Source organism: Halobium salinum (assembly GCF_026586625.1).
Lineage (GTDB): Archaea > Halobacteriota > Halobacteria > Halobacteriales > Haloferacaceae > Halobium > Halobium salinum.
Genome location: NZ_JAODIW010000008.1, coordinates 951,920 through 975,421, shown reverse-complemented (window position 1 = coordinate 975,421; position 23,502 = coordinate 951,920). Strand labels below are relative to the sequence as shown.

At 70.8% G+C, this 23,502-nt stretch carries 26 protein-coding genes; 12 read left to right on the top strand and 14 right to left on the bottom strand.

Features of this window, described 5'->3' with window-relative positions:
- Positions 1 to 5: 5 nt before the first annotated feature.
- The 5 genes from N5095_RS17145 to N5095_RS17125 form a co-directional block, all read right to left on the bottom strand.
- A complete protein-coding gene (locus N5095_RS17145; RefSeq protein ID WP_267624354.1) occupies positions 6 to 191 on the bottom strand; it encodes a hypothetical protein in 186 nt (61 codons plus the stop codon).
- Positions 192 to 284: 93 nt separating this feature from the next.
- Positions 285 to 911, bottom strand: coding sequence for a hypothetical protein (locus tag N5095_RS17140; protein WP_267624353.1), 627 nt, complete (start codon positions 909 to 911; stop codon positions 285 to 287).
- Between the two features lie 185 nt (positions 912 to 1,096).
- Positions 1,097 to 1,300 carry a DUF7534 family protein gene (locus N5095_RS17135; RefSeq protein ID WP_267624352.1) on the bottom strand — a complete coding sequence of 68 codons (204 nt, stop codon included), beginning with the start codon at positions 1,298 to 1,300 and terminating at the stop codon, positions 1,097 to 1,099.
- A gap of 4 nt (positions 1,301 to 1,304) precedes the next feature.
- A complete protein-coding gene (locus N5095_RS17130) occupies positions 1,305 to 2,174 on the bottom strand; it encodes a TIGR01548 family HAD-type hydrolase (RefSeq protein WP_267624351.1) in 870 nt (289 codons plus the stop codon).
- Between the two features lie 91 nt (positions 2,175 to 2,265).
- Complete coding sequence (locus N5095_RS17125) at positions 2,266 to 2,673, bottom strand: UPF0146 family protein (RefSeq protein WP_267624350.1); 408 nt, start codon at positions 2,671 to 2,673, stop codon at positions 2,266 to 2,268.
- Positions 2,674 to 2,712: 39 nt separating this feature from the next.
- Between N5095_RS17125 and N5095_RS17120 the strand changes: the two genes are divergently transcribed.
- Positions 2,713 to 3,234, top strand: a complete 522-nt coding sequence (locus tag N5095_RS17120) for an archaemetzincin family Zn-dependent metalloprotease (protein WP_267624349.1) — start codon at positions 2,713 to 2,715, stop codon at positions 3,232 to 3,234.
- Positions 3,235 to 3,333: 99 nt separating this feature from the next.
- On the opposite strand, the gene N5095_RS17115 is transcribed toward N5095_RS17120, so the two are convergent.
- Positions 3,334 to 4,158 carry a TrmB family transcriptional regulator gene (locus tag N5095_RS17115; protein ID WP_267624348.1) on the bottom strand — a complete coding sequence of 275 codons (825 nt, stop codon included), beginning with the start codon at positions 4,156 to 4,158 and terminating at the stop codon, positions 3,334 to 3,336.
- Between the two features lie 342 nt (positions 4,159 to 4,500).
- Here N5095_RS17115 and N5095_RS17110 point away from each other — a divergent pair, with 342 nt between their 5' ends.
- Together N5095_RS17110 and N5095_RS17105 are read left to right on the top strand one after the other, a co-directional pair.
- On the top strand, positions 4,501 to 5,298 hold the full coding sequence (locus N5095_RS17110; protein WP_267624347.1) for a TrmB family transcriptional regulator: 798 nt from the start codon (positions 4,501 to 4,503) through the stop codon (positions 5,296 to 5,298).
- 148 nt (positions 5,299 to 5,446) lie between these two features.
- Complete coding sequence (locus N5095_RS17105; RefSeq protein WP_267624346.1) at positions 5,447 to 5,650, top strand: hypothetical protein; 204 nt, start codon at positions 5,447 to 5,449, stop codon at positions 5,648 to 5,650.
- A gap of 20 nt (positions 5,651 to 5,670) precedes the next feature.
- On the opposite strand, the gene N5095_RS17100 is transcribed toward N5095_RS17105, so the two are convergent.
- Together N5095_RS17100 and N5095_RS17095 are read right to left on the bottom strand one after the other, a co-directional pair.
- Complete coding sequence (locus N5095_RS17100) at positions 5,671 to 6,360, bottom strand: helix-turn-helix domain-containing protein (RefSeq protein WP_267624345.1); 690 nt, start codon at positions 6,358 to 6,360, stop codon at positions 5,671 to 5,673.
- A 535-nt stretch (positions 6,361 to 6,895) separates the two neighbouring features.
- Positions 6,896 to 7,600 carry a TOBE domain-containing protein gene (locus N5095_RS17095; protein ID WP_267624344.1) on the bottom strand — a complete coding sequence of 235 codons (705 nt, stop codon included), beginning with the start codon at positions 7,598 to 7,600 and terminating at the stop codon, positions 6,896 to 6,898.
- Between the two features lie 60 nt (positions 7,601 to 7,660).
- Between N5095_RS17095 and N5095_RS17090 the strand changes: the two genes are divergently transcribed.
- The 5 genes from N5095_RS17090 (at position 7,661) to N5095_RS17070 (ending at position 13,490) form a co-directional block, all read left to right on the top strand.
- Entirely contained in the window at positions 7,661 to 8,806 is a 1,146-nt protein-coding gene (locus N5095_RS17090) for a substrate-binding domain-containing protein (protein WP_267624343.1), read from the top strand.
- Positions 8,807 to 8,872: 66 nt separating this feature from the next.
- The gene (locus N5095_RS17085) at positions 8,873 to 9,865 is read left to right on the top strand and encodes an ABC transporter permease (protein WP_267624342.1); all 993 of its coding nucleotides are present in this window, start codon (positions 8,873 to 8,875) and stop codon (positions 9,863 to 9,865) included.
- Positions 9,866 to 9,917: 52 nt separating this feature from the next.
- Positions 9,918 to 10,931, top strand: a complete 1,014-nt coding sequence (locus N5095_RS17080) for an ABC transporter ATP-binding protein (RefSeq protein ID WP_267624341.1) — start codon at positions 9,918 to 9,920, stop codon at positions 10,929 to 10,931.
- 85 nt (positions 10,932 to 11,016) lie between these two features.
- Entirely contained in the window at positions 11,017 to 12,105 is a 1,089-nt protein-coding gene (locus tag N5095_RS17075; protein ID WP_267624340.1) for a putative sulfate/molybdate transporter, read from the top strand.
- Between the two features lie 89 nt (positions 12,106 to 12,194).
- Positions 12,195 to 13,490, top strand: coding sequence for an MFS transporter (locus N5095_RS17070; RefSeq protein ID WP_267624339.1), 1,296 nt, complete (start codon positions 12,195 to 12,197; stop codon positions 13,488 to 13,490).
- A 13-nt stretch (positions 13,491 to 13,503) separates the two neighbouring features.
- Here the strand turns inward: N5095_RS17070 and N5095_RS17065 are convergent, their stop codons facing one another.
- Positions 13,504 to 13,971, bottom strand: a complete 468-nt coding sequence (locus N5095_RS17065; RefSeq protein WP_267624338.1) for a hypothetical protein — start codon at positions 13,969 to 13,971, stop codon at positions 13,504 to 13,506.
- 58 nt (positions 13,972 to 14,029) lie between these two features.
- On the opposite strand from N5095_RS17065, the gene N5095_RS17060 reads away from it, so the two are divergent.
- Positions 14,030 to 14,668: a DUF7384 family protein gene (locus N5095_RS17060; RefSeq protein ID WP_267624337.1), complete on the top strand. Its 639-nt coding sequence runs from the start codon at positions 14,030 to 14,032 to the stop codon at positions 14,666 to 14,668.
- A gap of 25 nt (positions 14,669 to 14,693) precedes the next feature.
- Here N5095_RS17060 and N5095_RS17055 read toward each other — a convergent pair whose 3' ends face one another.
- Both N5095_RS17055 and N5095_RS17050 read right to left on the bottom strand, forming a co-directional pair.
- Complete coding sequence (locus N5095_RS17055; RefSeq protein WP_267624336.1) at positions 14,694 to 15,488, bottom strand: SDR family NAD(P)-dependent oxidoreductase; 795 nt, start codon at positions 15,486 to 15,488, stop codon at positions 14,694 to 14,696.
- Between the two features lie 162 nt (positions 15,489 to 15,650).
- Positions 15,651 to 16,298, bottom strand: a complete 648-nt coding sequence (locus N5095_RS17050; RefSeq protein WP_267624335.1) for a non-canonical purine NTP pyrophosphatase — start codon at positions 16,296 to 16,298, stop codon at positions 15,651 to 15,653.
- A gap of 644 nt (positions 16,299 to 16,942) precedes the next feature.
- Between N5095_RS17050 and N5095_RS17045 the strand changes: the two genes are divergently transcribed.
- From N5095_RS17045 to N5095_RS17035, 3 genes are all read left to right on the top strand, one after another.
- Positions 16,943 to 17,986, top strand: a complete 1,044-nt coding sequence (locus N5095_RS17045; protein ID WP_267624334.1) for an NOG1 family protein — start codon at positions 16,943 to 16,945, stop codon at positions 17,984 to 17,986.
- Between the two features lie 43 nt (positions 17,987 to 18,029).
- Positions 18,030 to 19,322, top strand: a complete 1,293-nt coding sequence (locus tag N5095_RS17040) for a PQQ-binding-like beta-propeller repeat protein (protein ID WP_267624333.1) — start codon at positions 18,030 to 18,032, stop codon at positions 19,320 to 19,322.
- 253 nt (positions 19,323 to 19,575) lie between these two features.
- Positions 19,576 to 20,691, top strand: a complete 1,116-nt coding sequence (locus N5095_RS17035) for a glutamate-cysteine ligase family protein (protein ID WP_267624332.1) — start codon at positions 19,576 to 19,578, stop codon at positions 20,689 to 20,691.
- 158 nt (positions 20,692 to 20,849) lie between these two features.
- Here the strand turns inward: N5095_RS17035 and N5095_RS17030 are convergent, their stop codons facing one another.
- From N5095_RS17030 to N5095_RS17020, 3 genes are all read right to left on the bottom strand, one after another.
- Entirely contained in the window at positions 20,850 to 21,017 is a 168-nt protein-coding gene (locus N5095_RS17030) for a hypothetical protein (RefSeq protein ID WP_267624331.1), read from the bottom strand.
- A gap of 122 nt (positions 21,018 to 21,139) precedes the next feature.
- Positions 21,140 to 21,946: an SIMPL domain-containing protein gene (locus tag N5095_RS17025; RefSeq protein WP_267624330.1), complete on the bottom strand. Its 807-nt coding sequence runs from the start codon at positions 21,944 to 21,946 to the stop codon at positions 21,140 to 21,142.
- 59 nt (positions 21,947 to 22,005) lie between these two features.
- Entirely contained in the window at positions 22,006 to 23,430 is a 1,425-nt protein-coding gene (locus N5095_RS17020; protein ID WP_267624329.1) for a TIGR00341 family protein, read from the bottom strand.
- Between the last annotated feature and the right edge of the window lie 72 nt (positions 23,431 to 23,502).

The window sequence follows — 23,502 nt, the reverse complement described above, 5'->3', positions numbered from 1 at the left end:
CAGTCTCAGCGCTCGTCGTGCCGGTCGGTCTCCGCGTCGGCGGCGTCCGAGAGACGCCTGAGTTCGCGCTCGGCGGTGTACCGGCCGCTGTACGCCGGGTCGAGGACGGCCTCGCCGGTGCCCTCGACTCGGTCCTCGGCGTCCTCGACCGCGACCCACTCACGGAGCCGCACGAGTAGCGTTCGGAGCACACGAAGGTTCGTCGCTCCACGCCCCTAAGTGTTGCTCGTAGGACAGGTGTTCGACTTCGGTGGGCAGTGACCGGCCCGACGGCTGGTTCTCGCTCAGTTCCGACCGTTTCCGTTTCCGCCGCCGCTCCCCCTTCCGGGGTCCTTCCCGGCCGCATTGCCGCCCGTCCCCGCACGCCCGCCGGTCCGGTTCCCGGCGCCCTCGTTGGTGACCGACACCGTGTAGGTCGTCGACCCGCCGTCGACGTACTGGTTCCCGGCCGCGTCGGTGAGCCGGCCGGTCACGCGGACGCCGACCTCGGTCTCGGCGGTCAGGTCCTCCCGGCCGCCGCCCTTCTCGGGTTCGAAGTCCGCCTCGTCGAGCGGTCCCGAGCCGACCAGGTCGTACGCCCGCGAGAACCGATAACGCTCCTCGCCGGCGAGCCCGTCGGCGCCGACGCTCGTCTCCTCGGTCGTCAGCGACGTGAACGCCTCCCCCGTTCCGGCCAGCCGCACGTCCACCGAGAACGACATCGTCTCGGGGGTGGCGTCCAGTCCGTCCCAACTGAAGACGAGGTCCGGCCGCAGCGTCAGCCGCTCTACCTCACCGTTGTTGCTCGTCAGCGTGACGGCATCGGCGCGAAGCGAGTCCGCGTCGATGGCGACGCCGGTGCCGGAGAACATCACCGCACCGACCCCCGCCGTGCCGAGAACCACGCCCGCGGTTCCGACGTATCCCAACATTCTCCGCCGTGAAAGTCTCTCCATTCGACTCATTTAGCGTCTGTCAACTTCGTTGCTAAACACCGTAAATAAGGGTTTCGGGGCCTGACAGTACGGAAACCGAACCGCGATGAACTAGCGATATCTCTAGATATTTTAACGCGTCTGCCGAGCACAGAAACGCCTCGAGCGGTGTCCGGTCGGTCTCACTGTATCCCCGACCCGCCGACGAGTAGGTCCGTCCGGTACGCGACCCAGTAGGCGACGACGGGGGCGACGAGCAGGGGGAGACCGAACGCGACCAGTGCCTCGAGGCCGAGCACCGCCGAGAGGACGGTGCCGACACCGACGGCGACCACATCGAGCGCGAGCAGGCCGAGGATGAAGCTCCGGTAGCGGCTCCGTGCCATGGCGCTATCGGCTGGTGAGGAGGTCGGGGAGGTCGTTGACGCTGTCGACGACGGCGTGGGTGTCGACCGACTCGTACGTCTCCCGGCCGGCCTCACCGGTGAGGCCGCCGGTCAGGACGCCGATTCCGTAGTACCGCCGCGTCGGGTCGGCCTCGTTCGCGTTGTGGGCCGTCTTCACGTCGTCGAGCGTGTCGCCGACGAACGCCACCGTCTCGGCGCCGAAGCGCTCGGCGAGGGTGACGAGCGCGGCCGGGTGGGGTTTCCCCTCCTCCCAGTCGTCCATCGTGAAGCGGTGTTCGACGGGGAGTTGGAGACCGGCCCGGTCGAGGGCGACCTCGGCTTCGGACTCGGGACGACCGGTGAGGACGCCCACGTCGAAGCGGTCGGTCAGAGTCTCGACCGTCTCGGGCGTGACGATGACCGGCTCGTCGTGGATGTACCCCTCGGCCTCGAAGGGTGGCTCGCCGCCCTCGAACTCGCGGTACAGGTCGCTCCCGAGGTACAGCGCCTGGAACGTCTCCCGGAGGCGGTCTCGGTCCCAGCGGTCGCGGACTCTGGCCTGTGCGACCCCGGGCATGTCGGCGACGACGGCCTGTGCGGCCGCCAGCCCGCCGCCGCGCTCGGCGATGGCGTCGGTGAAGTCGGCGACGCTCCCCTCCAACCCCTCCCGGCGCGCGAGGACGAACAGGGCCGCGGCGTACGTGAGTTCCCAGTCGTTGTTGAACCCGCCGGCGTCCTTGAACCGCTGGACGTCCGCGTCGTCGATGGTCCGCTCGTACACCCGGTCGACCGACTCGACGATGGCTCGGCGGTACGAGTCGGCCACGTCCACCAGCACCCCGTCGACGTCGAGGACGACTGCGTCGACTTCCATGTCTCGCGGGTGCGTCGGTCCGCGGCATGTATGTTTCGGGTGGCACCGGCAAGAAACGGAGGTGGTGCCCGCTCCCGATGCGGCCGTCTCGCTACCGCCGAACGACGAACAGCGTCTCCCGGCTCCCCTCGAGCGGTTCGCGCGAGGTGGGAATCGCCGGCTCGTCGTAGCCGAGGGTGGTGAACAGGCAGTCGGCGTCGACGGCGCGGGCGACGTCCCGGAGCGGCCGGTGGAGTTCGGGCGGGAGGTTGCGGGCGTAGAGGCAGTCGGCGCGGTAGTGTTCGCCGGGGTGGTCGCGCTCGCTCGCCTCGACCACGTCGTCGCGGACGAACCGGACGCCCTCGGGGACGGGGAACGCGTACACGTCGGTGGTGACGACGGCCCTCCCGCGGTCGGCGAGGGCGGCCGCGACCGCCGGCTCCCTGCCGACGCCGACCTCGACGAGTCGGTCGTACGCCGACAGAACGCCGACGAGCGCGTCGCGTCCGGACTTTCTCACGTCGGGATATTTATGAGAGGGCGCCGCTTAACCCCTTCCATGCTCGTCGACATCGTGCCCATCGGGGAGATCCCCGCGCAGGTCAAGCGGGAAGCGTCGGCGGCGCTGCGCTCGGTGTACGACGTCGACGTGACCGTACACGACGAGCAGTCCATCCCCGAGGGCGCGTTCGACCGGAGCCGAAACCAATACCGGGCCGAGGAGTTCATCGAACTCGCAAGCCGCGTGGGTGGTGGGGAGAAGAACATCGGCATCACCGCGCAGGACCTCTACTACCGACGGCGCAACTACGTCTTCGGACTCGCGTATCTCAACGGCAACGGGTCAGTCATCTCCACGTACCGACTCCAGACCTCCTCCGACGGCGGCATCACCACGAAGCCGGCCCGCGAGGTGTTCGCCGACCGCGTCCGCAAGGAGGTCGTCCACGAAATCGGCCACACGTTCGGCCTCGAACACTGCGACAACAACAAGTGCGTCATGTCCTTCTCTCCGACCGTCCGCGAGGTCGACGTGAAAGAGGAGAACCTCTGTGGTACCTGCTCGCGGCACATCCGGTAGCCGGCGAGCGGCGGTCACAGTCGGCGCGTTCCGCGGTCGCCCTGCCGGGAGCGTCTCGACGGCGGAGCCGACGCATAGTCCGCGCTGACGGGGCGCCCCCTACTCGGTCATCTCGGGGTCGTCGCCCGGTGCGAGTCCGGTCGCCATCAGCCGCCGCATGATGACGACGAGCCCGTTGGTGAACCCTCGACCGAACACCCCCCGCTCCACCCCGCCGTCGTCCGTACTCACCAGAATCGTGTTCCGGTCGACGAGGAGAAGCCGGCTGATGGAAGCCTCGGCCGGGAACTCGCCGTCGTCCACCGGTCCGTGTAGCCAAGAGAGCCCGGAGACGAACGTCTCGGCGTCGGGGACCGCCTCCTTGAGGCTGTTGCCGACTGCCTCCGAGACGCCCCCGAGGACGACCGCCACGCCGTCGGCTTGACGTTCGTTCAGGCGCTCCACCAGCCCCGACGTCACTACCGATTCGTTGCCGACGACCAACACCACCTCACTCTCGGCGTCCGCGACGAGGCTCTCGGTCCGGTTGTCGATAGCCGTGCGTCCCGAGAGCGCCCACACCTCGTGGACCTCGTCTCCGGGCTCGTCGTTCGTCTCGACCTCGTTCAGAAGGGTTTGTAACTCGTCGAACCGCGAATCGTACTGTCGACGGAGCGTCTCGACGGCCTCCTCGACCGGAATCGCCCGGAACTGCTGTGGACTGCCGTGCTGGACCTCGACCAGTCCCTTCGCCTCCAAGACACGAATCGCGTCGTAGACGCGGGTACGGGGCACGTCGGACCGGTCGCTGATCTCCTTGGCCGTCCCCTTCGGTCTCCCCGAGAGCACCGAGAAACACTTCGCCTCGTACTCCTTCAGTCCCAACTCCTGAAGCAGGTCGACAGCACGTTCGAACGTCGCGTCGTCGGTGTTCTCTCCGGCCATGTTACTCGGTCCAGCCGCTGTCGGCGGTCGCCTCTGGTTTCCTTAGACCGGGTACCCGGTTATACCTGTGGGCACAGTTTCACTCGTACAGGTACACTATTCGGAATTTTTGAGTTACCGTCCTGGCTCAGAGAGCTCCCGTCGTCGGCTTGTAATTCTACTAATGACACTCTCGACAGTCCCTGTGCGGCGCCGTAGTCGCCGGCCGGCTTTTCACCCGGATAATCACACAAGTTTGATTCCCCCGTATTGCGTAGTCTCCGCCGAGAAGCGAGGTCGGTCGGCCAGCTGTCGGCCGATTCCGGGCCGGCCGACCCCGAAGCACGGTCACCACTCTCAGAAATGACAGACGAGTCGCCCACCGACCCCGAAGGAACCGCGGTCGAGACGCTGAAACTGTTCGGACTGAGCGCCTACGCCGCCCGGACGTACGTCGCCCTCGCGGGTCTCGGGTCGGGAACGGCCAAGGAGGTGAGCGAGGTGTCCGAGGTTCCGCGGACGCGGGTGTACGACGCGGTCGAGGAACTCAAAGAGTCGGGGCTGGTCGACGTGCAGCAGTCCTCGCCGCAGCGCTTCTGGCCCGCCTCGGCGGAGACGACCGGACGCAAGTTCGAGCGGGAGTCCATCGACCGAATCGAGACGCTTCGCGAGGCGCTCGACGAGGTCGAGCCCGTCTATCGGCGCGAGGAACAGCGCGGCGTCTGGACCGTCCACGGCCGGGAGGCGGTCACCGACCGGGTCGTCGAGTTCGTCGAGGAGGCCGAGGAGGAGGTCGTCTACATGACCGTCGAGCGGCTACTCGACGACGACCTCCTCGAGGCGCTCCGTCGGGCGAGCGACCGCGGGGTCGCGGTCAGGGTCGCCGGGCTCTCGCCCTCGGTGGAGACGACCGTCACCGAGGCGGTCCCCGCGGCGGAGACCTTCGAGAGCCTCTGGACGTGGGCGGACACCCCCTCCGGTCGCGTCATGATGGTCGACGGGACGAAGACGCTCGCCAGCGCCATCACCGACGGAAACCCCTCGGGCGAGGTGTCCGAGACGGCCATCTGGGGGACCGGCGAGGCGAACAGCCTCGTCGCCATCCTGAAGGCCATCTTCACCTGGCGGCTGGACAACGGCGAGTACGACCCGTCGGAGTAGACCGGCCGGAACGGGTCGGGCGGATATGACCCGGCGGGTAGGACCGGTCGGATGGGCGCGGGACGCCGCCCGACTCTCATGTCACCCGAAAACTCACACAATCGTTTTGATGTCTCGCCGACTATCTCGTCGACGTGAGGAGCCGACTATGGACCCCGATTCAACAGCCGAGTTCCACGAGGCGCTGACCGGCCTCGTCCGAGCCGCCCGGGAGAACGGCGTCGACGTCGAGGGCGGGTGGGACTGTCGAATCGACGGGACCACCCCCGACTTCGCCGTCGAGATTTTCCCGGTGGTGAAGCCCGCGGCCGACGAGGACCCCGACGTCTCGGGGTCGACCGAGCCCGACTGACGGGCGTCCCGATACCCGACTCAGTCGCGGGGTCGCGGGGTCGCCGCGTGGCCCCGCAGGTCGGTCGACGACAGGAGTGCCGACAGCCCCCGTCGGAGCCGCTGTGAGACCGCCGAATCCGAGATACCCAGCTGTGTGGCGAGGTCGCTGAGGCTCGCCTTTCGGGGCACCTCGAAGTAGCCGGCGTCGATGGCCAGCGCCAGCGTCTCCGCCTGCGCGCGCGTGAGTTTGTCCCACGCGGAGGGCGGAGTCCCCCGCCGGTAACGCGGAGGCCCGCTGTTCACGGACCGGATGGCCGTGTCGAGACCCACCCGCGCACACGCCGACTGGAACGGTTCGAACCCCCTCGATGGGAGGCGGGCCACGAACGCCCACGCCCCGTCCGTGCCGACGGCCTCCAGCAGGGTCCCCTCCGCTTCCCGGACGCAGTCGAACACCCCGCCGGGCCGGCCCGTCCAACGAACCCGATAGACGGCGGCATCCGAGTCGTCCTCGACCGCGACCGCCTCCACCGCGGCCGCCGCGTCGGCGCTCCGGAACCCCTCGGCGACGCGCCGGTCGGGGTCGTCGAACACCCAGACCGTGTGTTCCGTCGTGCCGCCCACCGCGATGTCCGGCTCGACGTGAACCGAAGCCGTCCCGAGCGTCTCGGTACCGATACGGAAGGGGTCGTTCTCGTTCGGAATCTCGAATCGGAGTGTCGGATACATAGGAGAGTTCGCGCCGGGGCCGGCGTCGCTCGTGCCGTTCACCGCCGCTGGGTGAGCGACGACCGTGTCACGTCGAACGCGACGCCGACTACTGCGAACGTCTGGACGCACCCCTGGTTCGGGCAAAAAAGCGGAGGCTTTTCACTGTGTTCCGTACAGCGGCCGTCTCGCCGGTCCGCCACCGGGGACGAAGAGAGGGGGAGTCCCACGAAAGCCGTGGGATTCGGGTGTTCCGGGCGCGCGGGTGGGAGGATGGGAACTGAGGCCGTCAGTGCGCGCCCATCGACGACCATGGAACCACCCGACTTAAATCCGCGTCAGACGGGCGACGGACGGCGCCGGAGTCGGGCGGTTTCGTCTCGTGTGGAGGCCGACGTATCGGGCCACCGGCGGCCCGTCACGGACGGCACCGGACCACGGCCGGTCGCTCCCTCCGCCGACGACGTGAGCGGGTCGTTCGCCACCGACCGCTCGGCGACACGCGGGAACGGGTCGCGTCGCTGGCGGCGGCAGTCGACGGGCTGCTGAGACCCTCCTACTCCCCCGCTTCGACGACCGGCGTCGCCCGCGTCGCCGTCGCCTTGAACGTCGCGACGACGCCGACGCCGGGGACGAGACCCAGCCGTTCGACGCTCTCGACGGTGACGAGCGCCAGCAGCGGGTCGCTCACGCCGACCTTCACGCTCACGGTGGCGACGGACTCCCCGCGGCGGACCTGCGACACCGTCCCCGCGAAGCGGTTGCGCGCGCTCGTCGCGCCCGCGGCGGGCGACCCGCCTGGCTCGTGGAGCGTCACCGCGTCGGCGCGGACGCTCACCTGCACGCGGTCGTCCTCCGCGACCCCGTCGGGTACCAGCGCCCGGACCGTCCCGGCCGGCGTCTCGACCCGGCCGAGTTCCCCGTCGCGCTCGACGAGCGTGCCGGTGAAGACGACCTCGTCGGCGCCGGCGGTGCCCGACAGCGCGGCCCGGAGCCGCTCGAAGCGGGCGACGAGCGCTCGCGCCTCCTCGGTGAGGCGGCTCCCGCCGCCGTCGGCCCCGCCGCGCCGACGTTCGACGAGCGGGCCGAACACCTCCTCCAGCGTTTCGAGTCGGCGGAGCGCCCGCGAGCGCGACCGGCCGAGCGTCTCGGCGGCCGCGCTGACCGAGCCGGCGTCGTCGACGGCCCGGAGGAGGGCCACGTCGCTGGTGTCGAACGTAATCTCGCCGGCTCGGATTCCGGCGTCGAACGCGGCGTCCATACCTCCCCTCCCGCTGCCGAAGGCAAAACGGTTATCACCTGCGCCCACGCCGATGTTTCTATGACGGAACAACGGTCGAGCGGTCGGAGCCGACGACGGGTCCTCGCGGTCGGCGGCGCCGCCCTCGCGGGCGTGACCGGTCTCGCCGGGTGTACCGGCTCGGGCGGGTCGGCCGACGGGAACAACTCCGGCCAGCAAGGAACGGACGGTGGGTCGGATGCCGACTCGACGACGGGGTCGGCCGCGACGACGGAGTCGGGCGGGTCGACGGCATCCGACGAGACCACCGGCGGGAGCGGGTCGAACGAACTCACCGTCTTCCACGCCGGGAGCCTCGCGCCGCCGTTCGAGGCCGCAGAGACGCAGTTCGAAGCGGAGTTCGGCGCACAGGTGGCTCGGGAGGCCAAAGGGTCGGTCGGCTCGACGAAGAAGATTACCGAGGAGGGGCGGCGGGCGTCGGTGCTCGGCGTCTCGGACTTCCGGCTCCTGCGGGACATGCTCCTGCCCGACTACGGGGACTGGTACTCGGTGTTCGCGACGAACGCGATGACCATCACCTACACGGAGAACTCGACCGGCGCCGACGAGGTCGGGCCCGACAACTGGTGGGAGGTCCTCGGTCGCGACGACGTGACGTTCGCGCACAGCGACCCCGCCGTCGACCCGAACGGCTACCGCTCGGTGATGACGATGAAGCTGGGGGCGATGGCGTTCGAAGGCGAGACGCTGTACGACGAGTCCACCGCGGACGCGCTCGTCGAGAAGGCACGGATTCCCTCCGGCACCGAGACGGAGCTGCTCGCCCAACTCCAGACGGGGAAGCTCGACTACGCGTGGCAGTACCAGTCCGCGGGCGCGACCCGCGACGTGCAGACCATCGACCTCCAGCCGGCGGTCGACCTCTCACAGGCGACGCAGCAGTACGCGGACCACTACGCCCAGGCCGAGGTCGAGACCGAGAGCGGCACGTTCACCGGCGCGCCCATCGCCTACGGCCTGACCGTCCCGTCGGTCGCGCCGAACCCCGAACTCGGCGCGCAGTGGCTGGAGTTCATGCTCACGGAGCCGGGCGAGCAGATTCTGAAAGACGCCGGATTCGAGCCGGTCCAGCCGGCGGTCGTCCCGGAGGGCGCACAGGACGCGGTGCCCGAACGGGTCATGGAGAACGCGGAGGCGCGGTCCAGCCTCGGACCGCTCGAACTTTAATCGCTATCGCCCACTCGACACCCGAACACCGGATGACCGAGCACACACCGGCGCGGAGGACGGACGATGGGGACGGGTGAGGCCCGAGGCGGCGAGACGCGGTCGGTCGCGGCCGGCTGGCTCGGGCGTAGTTCGCTCGTGCTCGCCGTCCTGACGCTCCACGCCGTCGCGTTCGCGGTCGCGTGGCTCTTGGACGCGACGACGTGGTACGCCGTCTTCGCGCTCGCCAGCGCCGCCGCCCTCGGCTACGTCGCGAGCGACGGCCCCTTCGGCGCGGCCGCCGCCGCGCTCGGTGCCGTCCTGCTCGTCGCGGTCGGCCTCCCGCTCGCGACGTTCGTCGCCCGACAGGAGCCGTCCGTCGTCGCCGAGAAGGCGCTCGACCCGGAGGTCCACCGGATGCTGTACCTCACCGTCTACGCCCCGCTGCTGGCCGCGCTCGTCACGCTCGTCTTCGGCACGCCGCTCGCGTACCTCCTCTCGCGGGGGTTCGCCGGCGACTCGCTCGTCCAGAGCCTCGTTGACCTCCCGCTCGTCGTCCCCCACTCGGTCGCCGGCCTCCTGATTCTGTTCGGCTTCGGGCAAGGCGCGGCGTTCGAGTTCCTCCCCGTCCTCGGGACGGTGCCGGGGATGGTGCTCGCGCTCACCTTCGTCAGCGCTCCCTTCGCCGTCAACGTCGTCCGCGAGGGGTTCGACGCGGTGGACCGACGGCTGGAGTACGCCGCCCGCATCCACGGCGCCTCGCGCTGGGAGACGTTCAGACGGGTGGACCTCCCGCTCGTGAAGCGCGCGATGCTCACCGGCGGCGTGATGGCGTGGGCGCGCTCCGTCTCGGAGTTCGGCGCCGTCGCCGTCGTCGCCTACAACGTGGAGTTCTTCTACCCAGTCGCCGGCGAGACCGTCACGGGCCAGCACGCCCCCGTGTTCATCTTCAACACGTACACCTCCGGGTCACTCCCGGAGAGCAGCGCCGTCGGGTTCATCCTCCTGACGATGAGCGTCGCCATCTTCCTCCTCGTCCGGTGGGTCGCCGGCGACACGAGCGTGGGGGTGGGTTCGTGAACGGGACCGCCGAGAATTGGGACGTGAACGCGACCGCCGTGGGGGCCGCGTCGTGAGCCTCCACGCCGAGATTCGGGCGCGCTTCACCGCCCCGGGTGCGGAACCGTTCGTCGTCGACGCCGCTCTCGACGCCGACGCCGGCGAGACGCTCGTCGTCCTCGGTCCCAGCGGGAGCGGGAAGACGCTCCTCTTGGAGGCGGTCGCCGGGTTCCACTCCTGTGAAGGCCGGGTCGCCGTCGACGGCCGCGACGTGAGCGACCTGCCCCCGGAGGCGCGGAACTTCGGCTTCGTCTTCCAGGACTACGCGCTGTTCCCCCACATGACCGTGGCCGAGAACGTACGCTTCGGCGAGCGCTACCTCGACGACGGCGCCGAGGTCGACGCCCGCTCGCTGCTGGACTCGCTGGGGGTCGCCGACCTCGCCGACCGCTATCCACCTACTCTTTCAGGAGGCGAGCGTCAGCGCGTCGCCCTCGCCCGGTCGCTCGCGGTCGCCCCCGACGCCTTCCTCCTCGACGAACCCCTGTCGGCGCTCGACGCGCCCACCCGCGCCGCCCTCCGCGGGGACCTCGCCGACACCCTCGCCGACCGGACCGCCGTCTACGTCACCCACGACCGCACGACGGCGCGGGCGCTCGCCGACCGCGTCGCCGTGATGCACGACGGGCAGGTCGTCCAGCACGGCACCCCCGACGACGTGTTCGAACGCCCCGCTTCGCCCTTCGTCGCGCGCTTCACCGGTTCGAACGTCGTCGCGTTCGACGCCGCCGACGCCGGACGCGGAAGCGACCCGGTCGCGATTCGCCCCGAACACGTCGCCCTCGTCGCACCGGGCCGCGGCGACGTGGAGGGAGTCGTCGAGCGCGCCGTCCGCGAAGATGCCGCCTTCCGCGTGACCGTCGCGCTCGACGGCCCGGTCGGAGCGGTCGCCGACGGGAGCGGCCGAGACGGCGACGCGCTCGCCGCCGACCGGACGCTCGACGCGTTCGCCGTCGACCCGCCGGCGCCCGGCGACCGGGTCGGCGTCGCCCTCCCCGAGGAGCGACTGGCGCGGTTCGACGAGTAACTTCGGACGGTTACGTCGGCGCTGCTCCGTGGCCGGTCGTCTTTTCTGACAAGATTCATCCCCGAGTCGATGATATCGGTGTACGGTGGCGCTCTCGACCGAACCACGCGACGGTCGTTCGCTCACCGTGACGAGCGGTGAGCTCACCGGCGCGTTGGGGGATTCGGTTACGGTCCTCCCGGTCGTCGTCGCCCTCGGTGCCCTCACGTCCGCCTCGCTGCCGCACGTCCTCCTCCTGTTCGGCGCCTTCCAGGTCGTCTGGGGCGTGGTCTACGGCCTCCCGCTCTCGGTCGAGCCGATGAAGGCGCTCGCCGGTCTCGCCATCGCCGGCACCATCTCCTACGCCGAACTCGCCGCCGCCGGCCTCCTCGCCGGCGCCGCCCTCCTCGTCGCCGGCCGGACCGGCGCGCTCGCGCGGCTGGAGCGCTACGTCGGCGAGCCGGTGGTTCGGGGGGTGCAGTTGGCCGTCGCACTCCTGCTCGCCCGCGCCGGGTTCGACCTGGGCGTCGCCGACCCGGCGCTCGCGCTCGCCGCCGCCTGCCTCGTCACCGTCGTCGCCGTCGCCGGCCACCGCCGCGCCGCCGCGCTGGTCGTCCTCGGCGCCGGTGGGGTCCTCGCCCTCGCCGCGACCGGCGTTCCGACGCCGACGCTTCCGGCCCTCCGCCCGTTCCCCGCTGGCCTCCCCCGGCTCTCGACCGGCGCGGTCGAGGGTGCCGCCGCCCAACTCGCGATGACCGTCGGCAACGCCGCGGTGGCGACCTCCCTCCTCTGTTCGGACCTGTTCGACGCCGACGTGGCCGCGGACGACCTCGCCTCGTCGATGGGTGCAACGTGTCTCGTCGCGGTCCCGCTCGGGGGCCTGCCGATGTGTCACGGCAGCGGCGGTCTCGCCGGCAAGTACGCCTTCGGCGCCCGGACGGGCGGGGCGAACCTCGTGCTGGGGGCGCTGTACGTCGGCGCCGCGCTCGCCGTCGGCCTCGTGGCCGCCTTTCCGATGGCGGTGCTCGGCGTGTTGCTCCTCCTCGTCGCCGTCCAACTAGTTCTGAGCGCCCGCGAGACGGGGATGCCGCTTCTCACGCTCGTCGTCGGCGTCGTCGGACTCCTGTGGAACGTCGGCGCGGCGTTCGTCCTCGGGCTGGCTGCGTGGCTCGTACTGACGCGTGGCTCGTACTGACGCGTGGCCGGCCGGCGACCGCCGACGCGCTCGGCCGTCGGTGACCGCCTCCAGCAGTTTCTTGCGCCGCCGACTCGGAGTCGGACCACGTGACAGACCGACCCGACCGCGGTCAGGGTGCCGGCGCCGATGGCGAACCGGGTGAGGACCCCGGCTTCGACGCCGAAACCGGTACCGCCACCCCTACCGCCACCGGCCCCGGCGTCCTCGACGTGTTCCGGGGCGACGGTCGGGGCCCGACCATCCTCCTCGTCGGACTCGGCTGGTTTCTCGTCCTCGGCCTGCGCTATCTCGTCCCCGCGCTGCTCCCCCAGATAAAGGCCGGGTTCGGCCTCGGCAACGCCGCCGCCGGCTTCGCGGTGACGGTCATCTGGGTCGCCTACGCCCTCATGCAGTTCCCGGCCGGCTCCGCGGTGGGGCGGGTCGGGGAGCGCGCGCTACTCGCCGTGAGCCTCGCCGCCGCGGGCGCGAGCCTCGTCGCCATCGGTCTCGCGCCGACCTTCCTCGTCTTCCTCGTCGGCGTCGCGCTGTTCGGGCTCGGCACCGGACTGTTCGGCCCGCCCCGGGGGACGCTCCTCTCGCGCACGTTCGCCCCCAACGACGGCGCCGCCATCGGCGTCGTGCTCGCCGCGGGGAGCGTCGGGTCGGCGGCGCTCCCCTTTCTCGCGGGACTGCTCGTCGACGACCTCGGCTGGCGCGTCACCGTCGCCGCGACGGCCCCGTTCTTCCTGGTCGTCGCCGTCGGGACGTGGCGACTGGTGCCCGCGCGCGAGCGGAGCCCCGACACCGACGGCGGCTCGACGCTCCCCGCCGTCGCCGACCTCCGGCGGGCGCTCTCGCGGCGGTCGGTGCTCGTCGGCGTCCCCGCCATCACCCTCCTCCTCTTCGTGATGCAGGGGCTCACGGCGTTTCTTCCCACCTACCTCATCGAGGTCAAGGGGCTCTCACAGGAGACCGCCTCGGGGCTGTTCGCCCTGCTCTTTCTCTCCGGCGCCGTCGCGCAGTCGGCGGGCGGGTCGCTCGCGGACCGCTACGGCGACCGGCCGGTCTTGCTCGCGTCGACGCTGCTCGGAACGGCGCCGCTCGCGGCGCTGCCGTACGTCTCGGGGCTGCTCCCCCTCACCGCCATCACGCTCCTGCTCGGCGTCCGACTCGGCATCAACGCCGTGAGCAACTCGTATCTCATCGCCGTCCTTCCCCGCGACGTGCAGGGGCCGGCGTGGGGGCTCCTCAGAACGGTCTTCTTCGTCCTCGGCGCGACGGGGTCGGTGTTCGTCGGCGTGTTCGCCGACCGCGGGCTGTTCGCGCTCGCCTTCCTCGTGTTGGCGGCGCTGTCGGTCGTCGCGGCGGGGCTGTACCTGTTCCTGCCGGCGCGGGGACGGTAGGGCGGAGGGTCGCTCAGGCCATCTCGACGCCCGCGACTTCGAGTCGCGTCCCGGCGTGGAGTCGGAGGTCGTAGGACGCGTAGTCGCCGATTGTCCGGTCGAACAGCACGTCCCCGTACTCGACGTTCTCGACCACCAGTCGGGCGTCCCCCCGAGCCGGGAACGCGTCGGCGAAAGTCACCTCGTCCCCCGACTCGAACGGCGGACCGTACGTCGCCAGCAGGTCGTCGGTCTCGTCGTGGAACAGCCGACACCTGACGGGGAGCGAGTCGGGCGCGACGCTGGTCAGCGAGAGGCGCCCGTACGGCGCCACGGTGGTCGACCGTTCGGCGGTTGCGGTGCTCTGGGTGCTCTGGGTGCTCTGAGTGTTCTCGGTGGTCGCTCGGTCCCCGTCCCCGAGTGACCCCGACCCTCTCGCCCCGAGACAGCCGGCGCTTCCGACCACCCCACCGACGGCGACGAGGAGGAGACGGCGTCGCATACTCCCCGCGCTTTCCGAACCGTCAAGTGTCTTGTGTCGCCGGCCCCCAGTTCGAGGTATGACCGAGACGTGGGCGGACTTGTTCGGGCGGGCCGCCGCCTTCGACGCCGACGAGGCGGCCGTCCGTGCGGCGCTGGAACGACGACGGGAGCGCGACCACGCGGACCGGGCGGGGGGCGACGACGGCGAGGGGGCGACGCCGGGGCCGTCGGAGCCACCCGACCCCACCCCGGCCCGCGTCGTCGCCGACGCCGACGTGCTCGTCGCGGACCTGCTCGTCGGCGGCGACGCCCGGCGGGCACTCGACGCGCTCCGCGAGCACTCGTGGACGACGCTCGTCGCCAGCGACGCACTGCTCGACGACGCCGAGGCCGTCCTCGGAGCGGTTGCCGACGACGCCCTCGCCGCCGACTGGCGCGAGCGGGTCGAGGCGTGGCGCGAACCGGCGTCCCACCCCGCGGGCGACCATCCGGCGCTGGGGTCGGCCTACCGCGGCGGCGCGATGCACCTGCTGACGCTGGACCCGCGCCTCCAGACGGCACAGGCGGGCGCGAAACTCAAGAAGCGCGTCGAGATGAGCGTCCGCCACCCGAGGGCGTTCGCGACGCTGTTCGACGGGGCGAAGCTGTATCCGACGGTCGTCGACGAGGGGGGAGACGAGGAGTATCCGGGACCGGACCGCGACCCGCGGGCGTGAGCGGCCGCCGGCCCCGGCGACCTGCTCAGCGCCGGCGCTGCATCCACTCGACGACCGAGCGGACGGTCGACCGCGGCGCGAGTCGGGTGGCGAGGACGAGCAGCCTGTTCTGCAGTCCCGGAACGACGACGGCCTCGCCGCGCTGCATCCCCCGGTAGCCGCGTTCCGCCACCGACGCGGCGTCGGCCGTGCCGAAGGCGAGCAGTCGGGACTCCTCCATGTCGGCGCGCTCCTGGAACCCGGTCGCCGTCGGCCCGGGGCAGAGCGCGGTGACGGTGACGCCGGTCCCCTCGGTCTCCTCGGCCAGCGCCTCCGAGAACGAGAGGACGTACGCCTTCGTCGCGTAGTAGGTCGCCATCAGCGGCCCCGGCTGGAACGCCGCGGTGGAGGCGACGTTGAGCACGCGGCCCCGTCCACGCTCGACCATCCGAGGGAGGTATCGGGCGGTGAGGTCGGTGACGGCGGCGACGTTCACCTGCACCTCGTCGAGTTCGGTGTCGCGGTCGAGGTCGACGAACCGGCCGTAGCTGCCGAAGCCGGCGTTGTTGACGAGCACGTCGACCTCGATTCCTCGCTCGTCCAGCGCGGCCTGAATCTCCCCGGGCGCGTCGGGGTCGGCGAGGTCCTTCACGAGCGCCGTGACGGCGACGCCGAACTCGCCCGCCAGCCCCTCGGCGACTTCGCGGAGGCGGTCCTCGCCGCGAGCGACGAGGACGAGGTCGTGGCCGTCGGCGGCGAGCAGGCGGGCGAGTTCGTAGCCGATGCCCCCCGAGCCACCGGTGACGAGGGCGGTGCCGGGGGTGTCGTCGGACGTAGTCATGCGTCGTCGAGGGCGGCTGAGGACTTAAGCGCCGGTTCCTCGACTGAATCCCCTGCGACTCGTCTCGTTCGCTTCGCTAGCGCTCCTGGTACCACGCCGAGACGGTCCTGCTCGTCTCGCTACGCTCGACTGTGCGGGCTGCGACTCGTCCGGTTTGCCTCGCTAGCGCTCGGCAAACCACTCCCCAAATTTCTCCAACGCCCGCCCGCGGTGGGAGATGGCGTTCTTCCGTTCGGTGTCCATCTCCGCGAGCGTGGTCCCGTCGTGTTCGAAGATGGGGTCGTAGCCGAAGCCGCCGTCGCCGCGCGGGGCGACCATCGTGCCCGGCACGGCGCCCTCGAACAGCTTGACGGGGAGCGTGCCCGGTTCGGCGTCGTCGGCGGGTTCGTCCTCCTCGACTCCGGCCGCGGCGGCGGCGACCCGGTCGTCGCGGTCGATGGGGTCCGGGCTGGCGTCGAACTCGGCGCCGTCGCAGTACGCGAGGGTGCACCGGAAGTACGCCCGGCGCTCCTCCTCGTCGCTCGCGAGGTTCCAGACGCGGTCGACGCCGACGGTGTCCTCAACGTACGAGGAGTACGGGCCGGGGAAGCCGCCGAGGGCCTCGACGAACAGGCCGGCGTCGTCGACGAGGACGGGTTCGCCCACCTCGCGGTAGGCCTCGCGGGCGCCGTGGGCCGCGATGGGTCCGAGTTCGTCGGCCTGAATCTCGGTGTAGTCGAAGTCGAACTGGGTGACGGCGTCGGCGCCGAGGTACTCCTCGGCCTCACGGACCTTGCCGGGGTTCGTCGTGACGTAGTGGAGCGTAGACATGGGTTGGTCTTACCCGTGTGTGCGGGTGACTGGTGGAAAGAGGCGTCGGATTTCCTGGCGTGGGTTCGATTCGTCGTCGTGTTCCGAACTGTCGGTCCGTCTCGAGCGGTCGAAGCGAGGGTGGCCCAGCAAAGCCCTCGCGCTCTCGACGCCGCTCGCTCGCTGTGTTTCTCGGCTCGCCACGCTCGCCTGCGGTGCTTACGTCGCGGGCGACGCCGAGAGCACTCGCCCTTTGCAAGTTGCTCACTGAGCGAAGCTCAGTGACATCGCAGAAAGCGGAGCTTTCTGCAGACCGCCAGGACTCCCCGCACCGCGCCTCGTCCTCCCCAGCCGATTCGTTCACTCATCCCTCGCGCGAATGCGACGCGACACGCAGGTCACGTCGGCGCACGCCACCGCGGCTCCGCCCGCGGTGGATTCGCGCGGGGCGCCCGTGAGCTCGGGAGAACCTCGCTCTCCCGGTGCTCGGGGAAGCAAGCACCGCAGCGAAGCGAGGAGCATAGCGAGCCGCGCGACCCGAGCGGACGGGGGCTTTCGTGGGCCTTCTTCACCCCAAACCGTCCTCTCGTGACGACGCCACACACGGATAGCAGCAAAGGACGCCACTTAACCGGCCACACCGTCTACGACTCGAACAACCGACCATGATATTCGAATCCCTCCCGACCACGCCGCGGTCGGAGGAACTCGTCGACAAGGCGTTCTCCCGGGCCTCGCGCACGGGACGCGCCAAATCGGGCCGCGAGGCCCAGGAGGCGATGCTGCGGACCGCGGCCAACATCCTCGCCGACAACCTGGAGAACGTCGTCACCGCCTGGCCGGACTTCGGCAGCGACGACGAGACCGTGCTCCTCCCGCGCGACGAACGCGAGGACCTCGTCGACCCGTTCTACTACGAACTGGCCGACGCGATTCTGAAGATGGAGAGCGAGACGTTCCGCGACGAGGGCGGCGTCGACGCCCTCCGGATGAGCCTCAGCGAACTCTCGTGGGCCTCCAACCAGATTCGCGAACTGCGCTCCGAGTACCAGGGGAAGATGCGCAAGACGGACGCGGACACCGCCAGGAAACACCGCAAGCAGGCGTTCGCCCGCTTCGCGGACATCCTCGACGAAATCGAGGACGACTTACTCAGAGTGGGTGCCGCCCGCGACGCCCTCCGAGACCTGCCGGAGATTCGCCCCGACGAACCCGCAATCGTCGTCGCCGGCTACCCGAACGTCGGGAAGTCCTCGTTCGTCAACCGCGTCACCCGCGCCTCGAACGAGATCGCCTCCTACCCCTTCACCACCCGCGGCGTCCAGTTGGGCCACTTCGAGCGCGACCGCATCCGGTACCAGATAATCGACACGCCCGGCCTGCTCGACCGCCCCGCGGAGGACCGAAACGCCATCGAGCGACAGGCCGTCTCCGCGCTCACCCACCTCGCCGACGCCGTCGTCTTCGTCGTCGACGCCAGCGGCGACTGCGGCTACCCGGTCGACTCCCAACTCGAACTCCGCGACGAGGTGGAGCGCCTGTTCGAGGCGCCCGTCATCACCGTCTGCAACAAGGCCGACCGCTCGCGCGACGTGGAGGCCGACGCCTACATGAGCGTCACCGAGGGCGAGGGCGTCGACGACGTGCTCGAGCGCGCCGTCCTGGCAGTGGGGTACGAACCGGACATCCCGCCGTCGCGGCGGGAGTGAGCGGACCGAAAGACACTCCTCCGACAGTTCCGACCGGTGAACGATGCCCTCCAGACGCGCCCTCCTCGCCGGTCTCGGCGCCGGCGGTCTCGCCGGTCTCGCCGGCTGTAGCGCCGGAACCCTCCTCGAACCCGACCCCGACCCGGTCCCCGTCGCGGACGCGACGCCCGGTCCCGACGACTGGCCGCTAATCGGGTACGACGCCCGGAACACCCGTTACAACGCCGGCGCGTCGCCGCCGACGTCGGCGCCCGAGGAGCGATGGCGCACCGACCTCGGCTGGGCGATGACCCCGACGGTCCGGGGGACGCGACTCGTCGTCGTCGACTACGAGGGCGTCACCGCCCTCCGAACCACCGACGGCGAGGTCGCCTGGCGGGCCGCCGAGGGGGAGCAGTTCGTCTCGAACTACGTCACCCCGGTCCTCGGCGCGGAGCGCGTCTACTACGCCGGTCCCCGCTGCGTCCGCGGGTTCGACCTGACCGACGGGACGGAGTCCTGGCGGGCGACGCCCTGTCGTGGGGCGAACAACTACCAGCCGACGGTCGCGGACGGCCGGGTGCACATGGAACACGGCGGCTACCTCTCGGCCATCGACGACGCGGGTCGGACGACGTGGGCGTCCGCACACGACGCCCGCCCCGGCCCCGCGGTCGTCGACGGCCGCGCCTACGTCGCGACCGCGTTCACGGTGAAGGCGGTCGACCTCTCCGCACCCGTCCGCGAACCGCTGTTCGAGGGCGACGAAGCGGGAGACGACCACCCCGCCACCGCCGACCGCGAGCGGGCGACGGCGTGGGAACTGCCTCGCGTCGACCCCTCCATGCGCGTCTGGCACTCGCCCGCGGTCGTCGACGGAACCGTCTACGCTCCGCTCTCGGACCTCGGCGCCGGCCGAATCGTCGCACTCGACGCCGAGACGGGGGACGAACGCTGGCGCTTCCGCGCCGAGCGGGGTGCAGAGGACGGGTGGACGACCGCGCCCGTCGTCGCCGACGACGCCGTCCACTTCGGCGCCGACGACGGGTTCGTCTACCGCGTCGGGGCCGACGGCGAGCGACGGTGGCGCCGCGACCTGTCGGGGCACCCGTGGGAGGTGGTCGGCGCCGACGAGGTCCTGCTCGTCAGGAGCCACCGCCACGCGGACGCCCCCGACGGCCGTGCGGGGTTCCTGCACGCCCTCGACCTCGCGACCGGTGAGACCCGCTGGCGACTCGGCTACGACGACGAACTCCGCGGGCTCTCGGTCGCCGGCGGTAGCGTGTACGCCTCCCTCGTCACCGAGCGAAACGACGACGGCGAGATTCTCGGGACGGCCGTCGTCGCGCTCGGCTGAGCGGAGCCGCCGCCATTTACGTCTCGTCCGTCGACTCGCCGACTGGGCTAGACGAAAGTACTGTTCTACTACTTACGACAAAACAAACGTCCATCTGGTGGCCGAAACAGTTGTGTTCTGCGAAGGTTCTTATACCCCCTCGCCGTACGTCCCACGCGAGAGATTATCAACCAACCGCCGGGCCGGCGGCTGTAAGAGGAACATGTGAACGTACCAATGAAACACGGCCGACGGCCTCACAGGGGAGGGTAGTGTGTCGACACACGACCGAACGACGGCCCGGCAGAGCGTCGAAGTGGAGTACTGGGTAATCGACGGCGACGGCCGGTTGGTCGAACCCGGCGCGCTCGTCGAGGAGGCGAGCGGGGTCGAACGGGAGTTCGTCGAACCGCTCCTCGAGATAAAGACGACGCCGTGTCGGTCGACGACGGCGCTTCGCGAGGAGCTGTTCGACCGCCTCGTGCGCGTCCTCGAACGGGCGGAGGAACTCGACAAGGGTCTGGTCCCACTCGCGACGCCCCTCGTGGGCGAGGAGATAGAGGAGCTTCCGAGCGACCGGACGAAGGTCCAGAACGAGGTCGTCGGCGAGGCGTTCGAGTACGTCAGACACTGTGCGGGGACCCACATCCACGTCGAGCAACGACCCGGGCGGGTAGTCGACCAGTTCAACACCCTCGTCGCGCTCGACCCGGCGCTGGCGCTCGTGAACTCCTCGCCGTACTTCGACGGGCGGCGGTTGGCGGCCGGCGCGCGTTCGATGCTGTACCGACGGATGGCCTACGAGGACCTCCCCCATCAGGGGTGGCTGTGGTCCTACATCGACGACACCGACGAGTGGACCCGGCGGCTCGAACGCCGTCACGAGGAGTTCGTGCGGGCGGCCGTGGAGGCGGGCGTCGACCGACAGACCGTCGAAGCCGGCTTCGACGAGGAGAGCGCGGTGTGGACGCCCGTCCAACTCCGGGACCAGTTCGACACGGTCGAGTGGCGCTCGCCCGACGCCACCCTCCCGAGTCACGTCGTCCGCCTCGCCGACGACCTGACCGACCTGATAGACCGCCTCGACCGGGTCGACGTCCGTATCGACGGCGACGAGGGCGGCGTCACCGACGACGAGATAGTCCTTCCCGAGTTCGACGCCGTCGTCGGCTACGTCGACGCCGCCATCGAGGACGGATTGGAGTCGGGGACCGTCCGCTCGTACCTCGACCGACTGGGGTTCGACGTCGGCGCGTACGACCCCATCTCGCCCGCCATCGACGGGTCCGAGGAGCTCTCGCCCGACGCGGCCCGCGAACTCCGACTCGACTACGCCGACCGGCTGAAACGCGACGTGCGGCGACAGGTCCGGTCGATTCAGGGAGACTGAGGGCCTCCCGAGCCGTCGTGGCGGGTCTACCTCGGCGCGACGGGTCTCTCCTCTGCACGATGCAGGCTTCCCCCGTTGCGCGAGCACTCCGAACCCCCCGACGTGAGCGACCGCCGCTATCCCTCGTGGGGACTCGACGTCGGTCGAAGGGGTGAGAGCTACTCCGCCCGCACCGCCTCCCGCGACGCCTGCCACAGCCCCAACAGCGCCGTCGCCAGTCCGAGCGCCATCACCCAGTAGCCGGCGTCGCCGCCGACCCGCGCGAGGTAGGAGAACCCGCCGAAGCAGACGAGGGTCAGTGCGAACAGCAGGGTGTCTCGACCCATGTCGGTCGTCACGTCGCGGCCCCCGTGACCGGCGGGAACGTCGCGGTGAGAATCGCTGTCGTGTCCATGCGGAGAGGGTCGACCGACGCGTGAAAAGGGGACCGCTCGAGCCCTCGGAGCCCCTACTCGGCCGTGTACACCATCGTCACCGTCGCGGTGACGGTCACCGGGCCGGGCTGGAACGTCGTGCTCGCGCCGCCCGCGTCCTCCGCGGCCGCGCGGCCGTCGGCGTACGGGACAGGGTAGCCGACGCCGACAGTGGACGCGGAGGCGACGCCCGTGACGGAGAGTCCGGCGGCGTCGGCGATGGCGTCGGCGTCGGCGCGGGCGTTCTCGACGGCCGCCCCGACGGCCTCGGCGCGCACCTGCGCGCGGGTCTCGTCGGCCAGGGTGAACGCGACGCCGCCGATTTCGGCGGCGGCCTCGCCGACCGCGAGGTCGACGACCTCGCCGGCGCGGTCGGGGCTCACCTCGACTTCGAGTGTGTGGACGGCGCGGTAGCCGAGCAGCGTGCGACCGCCCTCGCGGGCGTAGTCGTACTCGGGCTGGAGGCGGTAGGAGACGGTGCGGACGCTCTCGTCCCCGACGCCCGCCGCGTCGAGCGCGGCGTAGAGCGCGTCGGTGCGGGTCGCCACGTCCTCGCGGGCGGCGTCGGCGGTGTCCGCGAGGTGGGCGACGGAGACGGTGACGAGCGCGAGGTCGGCCTCGGCTGTCGCCTCACCGACGCCGCTGGTCGTGATGGTCGGGCCGTCGACGCCGTCGGTGCTATCGGCGCCGTCACCGCCCATCTGGGTGTCGGCTCCACCATCGGTGGCAGTCGTGGTCGTCGTGGTACCCGAAGTCGCCTGCAGCGGGCCGGCACAGCCGGCGAGGAGGACCAGGAACGCGGCCGCGAGTGCGGCGGCCGCCTTCGTCGTCGTGGCGCGCATACCTAGAGGGACGCTGTCCGCGGAGATGAACACGCGCTAAGCGCAAACGACGGCTTGTGTCACACCACGGGGCGAAGAAGTGTCGAAGCGGACGGACGGAGCGGAGTCGAGGCGGACGCGACGGGGGGAACCGACCCCTCGCCGTCGCCCGGGCCGATTTCGGACCCGGAGCCGTTCCCGCCGGGCCGGGTGTCCTCGACGGTGAGGTAGCGCACCTCGACGGTCATCTCGCGGTTCGTCCGGAGTGAGACGGTGTCGTCTAACGTTCGAGCCAGCCCGACGGGGGCGCCGTCGGGCGGGACGCCCACCGTGACGACGACGTGGTCCGGGCGGCCGAAGACGGTCGCCTCCTCCCCGGTCAACTCGACGGAGACGAGCGTCGCCGACGGGGCGGAGTCGTTCAGCGCGGCGGCCACGTCGTCCCGGACGCCCTCCTCCAGCGTCGCGTTCTGGTAGGTGTTGAACGTCACGCCGCCGAGGAACGTCGAGAGGACGGCGATGGCGAGCAGGAGCGTCGCGCCGCGCTTGACCGTCGCGCTCCGAGCGCCGCCGGTTCGGAGCCAGTCGTCGGGGCGGTAGCCGGCGTACCAGAGCACGGCGAGGGCGGCGAGGTTGATGGAGAGCACGTTGACGAGCAACAGGACGCCCGAGCCGGCGGCGGCCATCGGAAACCCCCACGCGAGCGCGATGCCGACCGTCGCCGCCGGCGGGATGAGCGCGACGGCTATCATCACACCCACCAGCGCGGAGGAGACGCCGGTCGACAGCGAGACGACGCCCGCCACGCCCGCGCCGAGAGCGACCGCCAGCGAGAGGAAGTCGGGGGCGAGGCGCTCTCGAATCTGGGGGATGGTGAGCACGTCGGTGCCGGGCGGGACGAGGAGCGTGAAGCGCAGGAGGAGCGCGAACAGGCCCGCACTGCCGACGGCGAGAGCCAACCCGAGCGCCTGCAGACGCACGCCACGAGCGAAGAGGTCGTGGTCGTCGAGGACGGTGCCGACGCTCGCGGCCATCGCCGGGCCGATGAGCGGGGCGATGACCATCGACCCCACGACGACGGCGGGGGAGTCGAGCATCAGCCCCGCGGTCGCGATGAGCGAGCTGACGACCGTCATGACGACGTACGCACGGGTGCCGGTGGCGAGTTCCTCGGCCCGCGCCAGCAGCTCCTCGCGGGCGATGCGCTCGCCCTCCGCACCGTTCCCGTTCTCCTCCTCGTAGCGCGCCTCCAGCCGGTCGAACCGCCGCGAGATGACGGTCTCGGCGTCGACGACGACGGTGTAGGCGTCGCGTTCCAGCCCGGCGTCCCGCAGGCGTTCGAGGACGGGTTCGACCGCGCTCGTCGGCAGGGGGAACGAGGCGACGGCGACGTAGTCGCGGCCGCTCGTCTCCTCGGTGAGTGCGAAGTCGATGCCCTCCTCGTCGAGGGCGCGAGTCACCGAGTCGCGCTTGCCCGCCGGAATCATCACCTGTACCAGTCGCACATCCGGGAGTGGGCCGCGGGTGAGATATAGCCGGGGGACACAGTCGGGGCAGGTGACCGCCGTCCTCCCCCG